Origin of the sequence: Mycobacterium sp. Marseille-P9652 (assembly GCF_902652685.1) — a bacterium.
Classification (GTDB): domain Bacteria; phylum Actinomycetota; class Actinomycetes; order Mycobacteriales; family Mycobacteriaceae; genus Mycobacterium.
Genome location: NZ_CACRUY010000019.1, coordinates 1 through 11,725, shown reverse-complemented (window position 1 = coordinate 11,725; position 11,725 = coordinate 1). Strand labels below are relative to the sequence as shown.

Below are 11,725 nucleotides of genomic sequence, written 5' to 3'. Positions count from 1 at the left end.
CGCCGCGGCCCGCTTTAATACCTCCATGGCCGGCGCCGCCCGACAGCCCCGCTCCCCCGCGATGGGCTACGCCTTGCTGGCGCCCAGCCTGTTCGGCGTGGTCGCGTTCCTGCTGCTGCCGATCCTGGTGGTGGTCTGGCTCAGCCTCTACCGCTGGGACCTGCTCGGTCCGCTGCACTACGTCGGCCTGGCCAACTGGCGATCGGTGCTCACCGACGCCGGGTTCGGCAACTCGCTGCTCGTCACGGCCGCCTTCGTGGCGATCGTGGTCCCGGCGCAGACGGCGCTGGGCCTCCTGGCCGCGTCGATGCTGGCCCGCAACCTGCCGGCCACCGGACTGTTCCGCACCCTCTACGTGCTGCCGTGGATCTGCGCCCCGCTGGCGATCGCGGTGCTGTGGCGCTGGATCCTGGCGCCCACCGACGGCGCCGTCAGCACGGTGCTCGGACACAGCATCGGCTGGCTGTCGGATCCGAGCTTCGCCCTGCCTCTGGTGTCGGCCGTCGTCGTCTGGACCAACGTCGGCTACACCTCGCTGTCGTTCCTGGCGGGCCTGCTGGCCATCCCCGAGGACATCTACGCAGCCGCCCGCACCGACGGGGCCACGGCGTGGCAGCGGTTCCGGCGCATCACGCTACCCATGCTGCGACCGACGACGTTCTTCGTCATGGTGACCGGGATCGTCAGCGCGGCCCAGGTTTTCGACATGGTCTACGCGCTCACCGGCGGCGGACCGGCCGGCAGCACCGATCTGGTCGCGCACCGCATCTACGCCGAGGCGTTTGGGTCGGCGGCCATCGGGCGAGCGTCGGTGATGGCGGTGGTGCTGTTCGTCATCCTGATCGGCGTCACCGCCGTTCAGCAGTGGTACTTCCGGCGGCGGATCAGCTATGACCTCGTCTAGCCGCCTGGCGAACGCTAGGATCTATGCCGGCCTGGTGGTCGGCGCGCTCGTCACGTTGGTGCCCTTCCTGCTGGGATTGCTGACGTCGTTCACCTCCTCCCACCAGTTCGCGACGGGGACGCCGCTGCAGTTGCCGCGGCCGCCGACGCTGGCCAACTACACCGATCTGGCCGGGGCGGGCTTCGGCCGGGCGGCGGCGGTGACGGCGCTGATGACCGCCGTCATCCTGGTGGGCCAGCTGACGTTCTCGGTGCTGGCGGCATATGCGTTCGCCCGCTTGGAGTTTCCCGGCCGCGACGCGCTGTTCTGGGTCTACATCGCCACCCTGATGGTGCCGGGCACGGTGACGGTGGTGCCCATGTATCTGATGATGGCGCAGCTGGGCCTGCGCAACACGTTCTGGGCATTGGTGCTGCCCTTCGTGTTCGGCTCGCCGTACGCAATATTCCTGCTGCGCGAGCACTTTCGCATCATCCCCAACGATCTGATCAACGCCGCCCGCCTCGACGGTGCGAACACGCTGGACGTGATCGTGCACGTGGTGATCCCGTCGAGCAGGCCGGTGCTGGCCGCCCTGACGCTGATCACGGTGGTGTCGCAATGGAACAACTTCATGTGGCCGTTGGTGATCACCAGCGGGCACAAGTGGCGGGTCCTGACGGTGGCGACGGCGGACCTGCAATCGCGGTTCAACTCGCAGTGGACACTGGTGATGGCGGCGACGACCGTCGCGATCGTGCCGCTGATCGCGCTCTTCGTGGGTTTCCAGCGCCACATCGTCGCCTCGATCGTCGTCTCGGGACTCAAATGAGCGGCGCCCGCAATGACTAGGCCACGCTCCTCGACCCTGGCGGCCCTGGCGGTCGCGCTCGTCGGCGCGCTGCTGGGCGCCACGGCGATGCTGCTCGACTACTCCGGCACGCCACGCGGCAAGACCGTTGTCACGGTTCGCATCTGGGCCGACCAGATCGCCGCGGCGTACCGGCAGTCGTTCGAGGCGTTCACCCGCACCCATCCGGACATCGACGTGCACGTCAACCTCGTGGCCTACTCCACATACTTCGACACCCTGCGCACCGATGTCGCCGGCGGCAGCGCCGACGACATCTTCTGGATGTCCAACGCCTACCTCGCCGGGTACGCCGACAGCGACCGGCTGATGAAGATCGCCGGCGCCCGCGACTGGGAGCCCGCCGTGGTCGACCAGTTCACCCGCGGCAGCGTGCTGTGGGGTGTGCCGCAGCTGACCGACGCCGGAATCGCGTTGTACTACAACGCCGACCTGCTGGCGGCCGCCGGCGTCGACCCAGGCGCGCTTGACGACCTGAAGTGGAGCCCCGGCGCCGACGACACCCTGCGCGCCACGCTCGCCAGGCTGACCATCGACGTCGACGGGAACCCGGCAAGCACACCGCGTTTCGATGCCACGCGCGTCCGGCAATGGGGCTACAACGCGGCCAACGACCCCCAGGGCATCTACCTGAACTACATCGGCTCGGCGGGCGGGGTGTTCCAGCGCGGCGACGAGTTCGCCTTCGACAATCCCGGGGCCGTCACGGCGTTCCGCTATCTGGTCGGGCTGATCAACGACGACCACGTCGCGCCGCCCGCCTCGGACACCAACGACAACGGCGACTTCTCCCGCAACCAATTCCTGGCCGGCCGGATGGCACTCTTTCAGTCCGGCACCTACAACCTGGCGCCCGTCGCCCGCGACGCCCGCTTCCGGTGGGGCGTGGCGATGATGCCGTCGGGTCCGGCGGGTCGCGTGAGCGTGACCAATGGCATTGCGGCCGTGGGCAATGCGGCCACCCGGCACCCCGACGCCGTCCGCCAGGTGCTGGCCTGGATGGGCAGCACCGAAGGCAACGAATACCTGGGCCGCAACGGCGCGGCCATCCCCGCGGTGTTGGCCGCGCAGCCGGTCTACTTCGACTACTGGGCCGCGCGGGGTGTGGACGTGAAGCCGTTCTTCGCCGTGCTGAACGGCCCTCGCATCCCCGCGCCGGGCGGCGCCGGTTTCGCCGCCGGCAATACGGCCCTGCAGCCGTATTTCGACGAGATGTTCCTGGGCCGGGGCGATGTCGCGAGCACGCTGCGCAAGGCCCAGGCGGCGGCGAACGCTGCGGCCCAACGCTAACGTTCTGCCGCGACCGTGAAGCTGGCTTCACGCTCGGCACGGCACCACGGGCTCAGCCGGGCAGCACCAACACGGGCACCGGACTCTCGCGGATGATCTTGCCGCTGCGCGAACCCAGAAACACCCGGCGGATGTCGCCGCGCGGGCGGGTGCCCAGGGCCAAGATGTCGCCATCGCGCCAGTCGGCGTTCGCGAGCGCCTGGTTCCAGCTGCGGCCCGTAACCACCTGTAGCTCAATGTCTTCGCCGACGACCCGGTCAGTCTTGAGACTCTCCAGGATCTCCCGCGCCTGCGACGCCCACGCCTGCACGATCGAGTCCTCGGCGTCGAGTCCCACCTCGGGCGGATACATCGTCTTGCCGCGCACGGCGAAGGTGATCACCCGCATGGGCAGCGAGCAGCGCCGGCTGAACTCGACGCAGCGCTTCACCACGTCGACGGTGTCCGGGGTGGCCGAGTAGGCACACGTCAGGCGCATCAACGGCCCAGTGGCCGAATGGTATTCGCGGGGGCTGATCGCGACCGGCACGGGCGAGGCGTGCAGCAGCCAGTCGGCGGTCGACCCGATCACCACTTGCTCGGGTCCCCCGCTGGGCAGCGAACCAAGCACGAGGACTTCGGCCTCGACGTCCTCGATGACCTCGATCAGCCCGCCCGACACGGACCGCTGCGCACGGTCGAGGTAGATGACGTCGACACCGTCGCCGATGCCCTGCAGGTGACGCGCGGCCTCCTTCGCCGACTCGGCCGCCAGGCCCTCCGCCCATTGCTCGTATTCCGCGTCGGCGCCCGCGACCGCGGGCGTCAGCCAGGGTTTGGGCACGATGGTCGCCACCGTGAGCGACGTGTGCAGCGTCCGCGCGACGCGGACGGCCAGGTAAAGGCCCGACAACCCGACGTTGCCGGCCCGGTAGCCGACGACGACGGTCATGGCGTCCGTCCCGGAGACGCCCGGTTGAGCGCGCTGTGGTGGCGCCCCCACACGAAGTAGAAGACCAGGGCCACCGAGACCCACCCGCCGAACGCGATCCAGGTGTACCAGTGCAGGCTGGCGAGGATATATCCGCACGCCGCCACCGAAAGCACCGGCGTGACCGGATAGCCCGGCACCCGGAATCCCCGCGGCAGATCCGGCTGGCGCACCCGCAGCACGATCACGCCGAGTGAGACCACCGTGAACGCGGTGAGCGTTCCGATGGACACCATGTCCGTCAGCTTGTCGAGCGGGATGAACGCCGCCATCGCGGAGGCCACGACGCCGACGATCACCGTGTTGTTCACCGGCGTCATCGTCTGCGGATTCACCCGCGCGAACCGGTGCGGCAGCAGGCCGTCGCGCCCCATCGCGAACAGGATGCGGGTCTGCCCATACATGGTCACCAGCGTCACGCTGAAGATCGAGATCACCGCCCCGGCAGCCAGAATGGTGCTGGCCCACTTGCCGTGCGTGACGTTCTCGAGGATGGTGGCCAGCCCGGCCTCCTCCTGCCCGGCGAACGCCTGCCACGGCTGGGTGCCCAGGGCCGCGACCGCGACGAGGACGTAGACGGTCGTGACGATGACCAGCGCGGCGATGATCGCGCGGGGCATGGTCTTCTGCGGGCTCTTCACCTCGTCACCCGCGGTCGACACGGCGTCCAGCCCGATGTAGGAGAAGAAGATGGTGCCGGCCGCCGAGCCGATGCCCGCGACGCCGAAGGGCGCGAAATCCTTGAGCTGGTGGGGGTCGAAGGCCGTCGACGCGATGACCACGAACATCACCAGCACGCCGAGCTTGATCACCACCATGATCGCGTTGACCTTCGCCGACTCGCTGGCGCCGCGGATGAGCAGCACGGCGCACATCCAGATCAACGTGATCGCGGGCAGGTTCACGTAGCCGGGGTTCGCGTCCCATGGCGCGGCTGACAACGCGTGCGGCAGGGCGAATCCGAACAGGTTGCTCAGCAGCTTGTTGAGATACCCGCTCCAGGTGACCGAGACCGCGGCGCACGACACCCCGTACTCGAGCAGGAGGCACGCCGCCACGTCGACCGCGACGACCTCTCCCATCGTCGTGTACGCGTAGGAGTAGGAGGAGCCGGAAACCGGCACGGCCGAGGCCAATTCGGCGTAGCAGATGGCCGCCAACCCGGCCGCGATGCCCGCGATCAGGAACGAGACGATCACGCCGGGGCCGGCTTCCGGCACGGCCTGGGACATGACGAAGAAGATGCCGGTCCCGATGGTCGAGCCGACCCCGAACATGGTCAGCTGGAACGTGCCGATGCTGCGCTTGAGATCGCCCTCACCCGAGGCTTTCCCGTCGATGCGCTCGACCGGGCGGCGCCGCAGCATCTGCTCGGCGAGGCCGGTGGACATTGCTGCCATGCGCTTTACCCGCGCACCGCGCGCCACCAGCGACCGAGCCGGGACGGCGTCGGTTGCGGCGGCCGGCGGGATGCGTAGGACCACGGCCGGTTTCGTTCGGGCACCGAGGCGGCCCTCGCCTGCTTCAGCTGCATGCGCAGGTGCTGGCGCAGCTCGAGCAGGTCGGGATCCGTCCAGCGGTTCACGGCCTCGACGGGGTCGGCGGTGAGGTCGTAGAGCTCCCACTGGTCGTCAAGGGGGGAGGTCCGATACGACTCTCCACCCAAGCCGTTGGCCGCCAGATGCCGCACCCCGGGCTCGGTCCAGGTGCTCGGGTCGTCGAAAGTCCGCACCAGTTTCCATAGATGGCCGTCACCGCCGGGGACGTGATCGACGCGGAGCACCAGCCCCTCGAAGTTCGACGCGGTGTGGGCGGGGACGCGGATGCGCAGCGGCGCCGGCGGATTGACCGTCCGCTTGAGCCGGCGCGCCAGGCCCGACGCGCCGGTGTCGCCCTCGAGCACGTTGTCGCGCGTCATCAGGTACACGGCACGCTCCTCGTCGGCGGGCGCCCCGTCGACGACGGGCATGAGGTTGCGGCCCGGCAGCGGGTGGACCTCCGAGAACGATTCGGCCAACGTGGCGGCGACGGCGGTGACGTCCACGCCGGCGGCGCCCAGCAGCGTCGGAACGAGGTCGACGTGGGACGTCGGCGCGGTCACGACGCGCGCCTGGGTCGCCCCGTCGCCGATGCGGGCGATGACGAACGGGACCCGGGTGGCCTCGTCGTACAGGTTGAACCACTTCTGGTGCAGACCGCCGTGGGCGCCCAGCAGGTCGCCGTGGTCGGCGGTGCGCACCAGAACCGCGTTCTGCGAACCGCTCTCGGTGACCGCGCGCCGAACCCGGTCGATCGGGCCGTCGGCCTCGGCGTGCAGGCGGTAGTACAGGTCGCGGTAGCGCTGCGCGTTGCGTTCGTAGGTCCGCTGGATCGCCGGCGCCGGGCCGTAACCCGAGTAGTAGGACTCGCGGAACGCGATCTGCGCGGCGGGCTTGGTCGACAGGTCCTCGTCAGCCGTGGGCGCCGGCGGCACGTGCGGCGGGTCGAGCGGCGACGGCTTGAGCGGGCCGCGCCGCACCCACGTCGGGAACAGCACGATGTCATGGGGATTGACGAAGCTGGCCACCAGGAGGAACGGGCGCAGCGCGTCGGGATCGCCGGCGCGGCGACGGGCGTAGCGGTCGGTGAGCCAGGCGACGACACGGTCGGCGATCAGGGGGTCGCGCCGAACCCCGGCGTCGGCCAGCAGTGCCCCGTGCGGCTCCGGCCCCACCCACCCCGAAAACCCATACGGCTCAAGCGGGTTCGCGTCGAGGTAGCGGCGCACCGCGGCGTGGTCGACCACCCCGTCGTCGTCGTTGGTCGCCAGCGGACGGCCCGTGGTGGGGTCGACGAGGTCGGCGTGCGAGATGTGCCACTTGCCGTCGTAGTGCGTGTCGTAGCCCGCGGCGCGGAACCAGTTACCCAGGGTGGGCACCTCGCCCCGGCGCAGCCAGCGCATGCGGGAGTCGTCGGCCGTCTTGCCGAGGCCGTCGGTCTGGGTGACGCCGTGCAGGTCGGGGTACTGCCCGGTGAAGATGGTCGGGCGGCTGGGCACGCAGGCCAGCGACCCGGTGTAGTGCCGGGCGAAGCTGACGCCGTGATCGTCGAACCACTTGCGCCCGGCCAGGATTCGATCGCGCCACGCGCGCACGTCGGGCGCCTCGTACGGGGGCAGCGCCCGTTCCTCGTCGGTCATGACGATGACGACGTCGGGCCGGTCAGACACGGGCTTTCTCCAATCGGTCGGCGAGCCCGGCGAGCATCACCGCGGACTGTCGGGCGAGCAGGCGGCACAGCGCGCGTTCGGCCAGCCGCTGGGCTGCTCGGGGCCCGATCTCGACCGTGCTCGTCAGCGTCACCACGGCCGCGTCGGCGCCGGCCTGGTCCACCGTCCACCGGTTGGTGACCCGGCGCAGACGGCGGGGCAGGCCCTCGATCTCGTAGGCGAGGGCGCGCGGCGGGTCGAATTCGACGATGCGCTCCACCAGCGCGTCGCGGTTGACCTGGACCCGCCGCGTGGTGCCGACGGGCCCGCCGCCGGGACCGCTGAACAGGATGCAGGAGTGGTCGACGTTGTCGGCCCACGAGCTGACCGAGCCGAAGTCGGCAAGCAGATCCCAGACCTCCTGCGGGCGAGCCGCGACGGTACGCGAGCACTGGATGTCGGCCACCTGCTCAAGCTACGCGAGAGGCGGGCGGCCCGCGTACTTCTTTGCCGCGTTTACTGCGTCGCGTGCAGCAGCGTCTCGAGCGTCACCGCGAGGCCGCTGGTCGCGATCACGATCGCCATCGTCACCCAGTCGGCGAGTTTCGGTCGCGTCGGGTTGGCCGACAGCTGACCGGTGCCGCCGCGCGCGGTGATGGCGTCGCCCATCTCGTCGGCGCGGCGCAGCGTCACGGTGATCGCGGCGGACAGCAGGTCGATGAGTTCCACCGCATGCCGTCGCCGACGGGCCTTGCGGCTCCGGGGTATTCGCTTGGGTCGCAGCCGCCGGGCGGCGTAGAGGACCTGGAACTCGTCGATGAGCATCGGGAAGGCGCGCAGCGCGAGCGCCAGCGCGACCGCCCATTCGTCGATCGGGACCCGCAGCGGACGCAGCGGGCGGCCCAAAGAGGCCAGGGCGGGCCCGATTTCGGCGACGTTGGTGGTCCAGGACACCATGGCGCCAAGCCCGAGCAGCACGATCGACAGGGCGGTGAGCCGCAGGAAGTTCAGCATCCCCCCGAGTTGGAGTTCCAGGCCGGCGATCGAGACCTTGGGACTGCCGCCGGCCAGCGCCGCGGTGATGCCGCCCACGGCGAGGACCGCCCAGAGCCACCGCGGGATCGACGGCAGCGCGCCGCGCGGGATGTGCGCGATGCGGGCCGCAGCCAACACCAGCGCCGCCACCAAGCCGATCGTCACCCAGCCCGGGTAGAACGTCAGCAGCACCGAAACTCCGAACACCACCAACAGTTTGGTGCCGGCCCACAAGTCGTGAATCGGCGAGGCGACCGGAACGGGAACCAGGAGCACCACCGGCCGCGGAGACCGCCGGGCCTTGCCGCGCTGTGGAGCGGAGGTCGCCGTCACGCCACGCCCCCCGCCGCCGCCGGAACCGGTTGCAGCGTTCCGTCGCTGAGATGCAGGATGCGCGGACACAGGTCGTCGACGCCGGCGAAGTCGTGCGAGATCACCACGAGCGTCAGGCCCCGCTCCCGGCGCAGATCCTTGAGCAGGCGCAGCAGCCCGCGCTGGCTGGCGGCGTCCAGACCCGCCAGCGGCTCGTCGAGGATCAACGCCCGCGGCGAGCAGGCCAGCAGGCCCGCCAGCACGACCCTGCGCATCTGACCGCCGCTGAGCTGGTCGATGCGCCGCTTGGCGAGGGTGGGGTCGAGCCCCACGACGGCGAGCGCGGCGGCCACCCGATCTTCCTCGCGGGGCGAGAAGCCGGCCGCCGATGCGACTTCCTGGTCGACGCGGCCGCGCATGAGCTGCAGCCGCGCCGCCTGAAACGACAGGGCGACCGCGCCCACCTGTTCGTGCGTGGGCCGGCCGTCCAGAAGGCAGGCCCCGGTGGTGGGCACCGTGAGGCCGGCCATGATCCAGGCCAGCGTCGACTTCCCCGAGCCGTTGCCCCCGTGGATCAGCAGGCCGTCGCCCTGCTCGACCGCGAAGCTGATGTTGCGCAGCGCCGTCTTGGCCCACGGCGTCCCGACGCCGTATTCGTGGCCGACGTCGACGAGTTCCAGCACCGGCGCCTGCGAACGATGATCGACCGCAACCGACGACAACGGCGTGCTCACCGTCTCCACCATCTCGGTGTTGTCGGGTGAATCGCTGAGGTTGATGGTGCGGTCCGCGGAGTTGGCCTCGTTGTTGTAGTGGGTGATGTGCACCAGGGCGGTGCGATGCCGCGTGGTGAGCCCCGACAGCACGGCCAGCAGGGCGTCGCGCCCGTCCTGGTCGACCATGCTGGTCACCTCGTCGGCGATGAGCAGCGCAGGTTCGCGGGCCAGCGCCGCGGCGAGCGCGAGACGCTGCAACTCACCGCCGGACAGGCTGCCGGTGTCGCGTTCGGCCATGTCCTCCAGGCCGACCTCGGCAAGCAGTTGGGAGACATCGACGTTCGTGCCCGGCGGCAGTCCCCACACGACGTCGTCGGCGACCCGGGTGCCCAGCACCTGGCTTTCGGGGTGCTGCAGCACGATGGCCGTGCCGCCCAGCTTGCCCAGGCCGACCGCGCCGGGACGTTCGACGGTGCCCGACGTCGGCTCCCGCCCGGCCAGGATCAGCATCAGCGTGGTCTTGCCGGAACCGTTGGCGCCGGTGACCGCGACGTGTTCGCCGACCCGAAGATCCAGGCTGAGCTCGCGCAGGGCGTCCTGCCCGGCGCCCGGGTAGCGGAAGCGCACCCGGTCGAGCCGCACCGGCACGGGCCCGACCGGCCGGCCTGCATCCGTCACCGGCGGGTCAAGCTTGTGGACGTCGGGAACGCCCTGCATGCGCTCCAGCACCCGCGACAACGCCCACCACCCGATCAGCGACACGATCAGGACCGAGATGACGAAGTAGACGAGGAAGACCCAGGGCCAGTGGTCGAGCGCCGCGGTGAACCACCGCCGCAAACCGGCGGCGCCACGCAGGTGCGCGTGGTCCATGGCGTTGGCGATGCCTTCCATGTTCGCCGTCATCGCCTTGAAGATGAGGTGCCGCAGTCGGCTCAGCACCGCCAGCGCGCCCACGGAGACGGCACCGAAGATGACGCCGGCGATCAGGCTCGCGACGATCACTGTGGGCATTCCGCGGCGCCTGCGTTTGACCATTCCGGTGAGTCCGCCGATGTAAGCAGCGTGGACGACCGCCAGAAGGCCACCCATTCCGGTGATGAGAAAGGAGATCATCCCGGCGGCTACCGTCGCGGCGACGAGGACGCGGAAGCGGTAACGGTAGGCCAGCAGTCCCATCGGCACCGTGCCCAGCAACGCCAGGCCGGCGGCGAAGGGGACGACGATGGAGATGATCGCGGTGACCGCGCACAACGCCGCCATCACAGACGCCTGCGCCATCTCGCTCGGCCGCAACGCTCCGCGGCGGCGGCGCGACGGTACAGGGGCGGGCACGATCACTTCACCGATTCTGCCAGGCCGTAGGGCGTTGTCCCCGCAGCACACCGGGCGAGCTGCGTTGCGCGGTCACGCCCGTCACAGGCCTCTCATAGCAAAGCTATGCAACGATGGAAGCATGGACGTATCCGCCGCCAACCACAGCGAGGTCGTTGACGCGGCGAGCACACAACCCGAGCCGCGGCTCGGTGCTGACCTGCTCGCTGTGGTTGCGCGCCTGAACCGGCTGGCCACCCAGCGCATCCAGATGCCGCTGCCCGCGGCCCAGGCCAGGCTGCTCGCCACGATCGAGGCCCACGGCGAAGCCCGCATCGGCGACCTGGCCGGCGTCGATCACTGTTCCCAGCCGACGATGACCACACAGGTGCGGCGGCTCGAGGACGCGGGCCTGGTCACCCGCACCGTCGACCCCGGCGATGCCCGGGCGGTCCGGATCCGCATCACGGACAAGGGGGTGCGCACGCTGGACGCCGTCCGGGCCGACCGCGCCGCCGCGATCGAGCCGCAGCTGGCGCAGCTCGACCCGGCCGAGCGCCAAGTTTTGACGGACGCGGTGGTGGTGCTGCGCCGGGTGCTCGACAACGCTTCGGCGGCGGGGCGTCGCAACACCCTGTGACGACCGCGAGGCCCCGTGGATGAACGACCCCAGCGGGTAGACACTTAATCTCAAGAAAAACGAGGCTTCTCAAGACCTTCGAGGCGCTTTGCGCCCGAAGGCGCGACCAAGGTGGTTTGACCAGTGACGAGAGGTGGCGGCATGCGGCCCGAGGCGTCCGCCTTCCCCGGCGCGCCCCTGACGGTGTGGATCGGGCAGACGCGGTTCGCGTTCGCGCCGGGCCGCGACGTGCTGGTGGGCTACGGCCCCGGCCGCGACATCCGCCTCGAGCGCCTGGGCAACGGCGGTCCACCGCCGCCGCCGGCACCCCGCACCGACGTGGTGCTGAGGTTCACCGGCAGGCAGGGGGCCGCCATCGACAGCGGGGCCGACGGCATCTTCGTCAACGGCTCGCGGGTCCCGCGCGGCGAGGTACGGGCGCGACTCTTTTTTACATCTCCGGGCCCACGAGAGACGGAGCAGCGTCGGATCCGGTCGCTTGCGTGGAAAAAAAGACGCCGTCCGACG

At 70.3% G+C, this 11,725-nt stretch carries 10 protein-coding genes and 1 pseudogene; 5 read left to right on the top strand and 6 right to left on the bottom strand.

Annotation, left to right across the window (positions count from 1 at the left end):
• The first annotated feature begins 25 nt into the window (after positions 1 to 25).
• Genes GPY60_RS12490 through GPY60_RS12480 form a run of 3 tightly spaced genes read left to right on the top strand, consistent with a single transcriptional unit; the run spans position 26 to position 3,044 of the window.
• Positions 26 to 904 (top strand): carbohydrate ABC transporter permease, encoded by an 879-nt coding sequence (locus GPY60_RS12490; protein WP_156687995.1) that lies wholly within the window; start codon positions 26 to 28, stop codon positions 902 to 904.
• Positions 891 to 1,715, top strand: coding sequence for a carbohydrate ABC transporter permease (locus tag GPY60_RS12485; protein WP_156687994.1), 825 nt, complete (start codon positions 891 to 893; stop codon positions 1,713 to 1,715). Before GPY60_RS12490 ends, GPY60_RS12485 begins: the two co-directional genes overlap by 14 nt.
• Positions 1,716 to 1,727: 12 nt before the next feature.
• Positions 1,728 to 3,044: an ABC transporter substrate-binding protein gene (locus GPY60_RS12480; protein ID WP_156687993.1), complete on the top strand. Its 1,317-nt coding sequence runs from the start codon at positions 1,728 to 1,730 to the stop codon at positions 3,042 to 3,044.
• 52 nt (positions 3,045 to 3,096) lie between these two features.
• Here GPY60_RS12480 and GPY60_RS12475 read toward each other — a convergent pair whose 3' ends face one another.
• The 6 genes from GPY60_RS12475 to GPY60_RS12450 are packed head-to-tail and all read right to left on the bottom strand — an operon-like array spanning position 3,097 to position 10,545.
• Positions 3,097 to 3,975: a universal stress protein gene (locus GPY60_RS12475; RefSeq protein ID WP_156687992.1), complete on the bottom strand. Its 879-nt coding sequence runs from the start codon at positions 3,973 to 3,975 to the stop codon at positions 3,097 to 3,099.
• Complete coding sequence (locus GPY60_RS12470; RefSeq protein ID WP_156687991.1) at positions 3,972 to 5,414, bottom strand: amino acid permease; 1,443 nt, start codon at positions 5,412 to 5,414, stop codon at positions 3,972 to 3,974. Before GPY60_RS12470 ends, GPY60_RS12475 begins: the two co-directional genes overlap by 4 nt.
• A 5-nt stretch (positions 5,415 to 5,419) precedes the next feature.
• Positions 5,420 to 7,222 (bottom strand): sulfatase-like hydrolase/transferase, encoded by a 1,803-nt coding sequence (locus GPY60_RS12465; RefSeq protein ID WP_156687990.1) that lies wholly within the window; start codon positions 7,220 to 7,222, stop codon positions 5,420 to 5,422.
• Complete coding sequence (locus tag GPY60_RS12460) at positions 7,215 to 7,667, bottom strand: SRPBCC family protein (RefSeq protein ID WP_156687989.1); 453 nt, start codon at positions 7,665 to 7,667, stop codon at positions 7,215 to 7,217. Before GPY60_RS12460 ends, GPY60_RS12465 begins: the two co-directional genes overlap by 8 nt.
• Before the next feature lie 50 nt (positions 7,668 to 7,717).
• Positions 7,718 to 8,569, bottom strand: coding sequence for an energy-coupling factor transporter transmembrane component T family protein (locus GPY60_RS12455; protein ID WP_156687988.1), 852 nt, complete (start codon positions 8,567 to 8,569; stop codon positions 7,718 to 7,720).
• Complete coding sequence (locus tag GPY60_RS12450) at positions 8,566 to 10,545, bottom strand: DUF2232 domain-containing protein (RefSeq protein ID WP_156687987.1); 1,980 nt, start codon at positions 10,543 to 10,545, stop codon at positions 8,566 to 8,568. Before GPY60_RS12450 ends, GPY60_RS12455 begins: the two co-directional genes overlap by 4 nt.
• 175 nt (positions 10,546 to 10,720) lie before the next feature.
• Here GPY60_RS12450 and GPY60_RS12445 point away from each other — a divergent pair, with 175 nt between their 5' ends.
• Both GPY60_RS12445 and GPY60_RS12440 read left to right on the top strand, forming a co-directional pair.
• Entirely contained in the window at positions 10,721 to 11,218 is a 498-nt protein-coding gene (locus GPY60_RS12445; RefSeq protein ID WP_156687986.1) for a MarR family winged helix-turn-helix transcriptional regulator, read from the top strand.
• Positions 11,219 to 11,359: 141 nt separating this feature from the next.
• Positions 11,360 to 11,725, top strand: a pseudogene (locus tag GPY60_RS12440) (hypothetical protein); the annotation flags it as partial.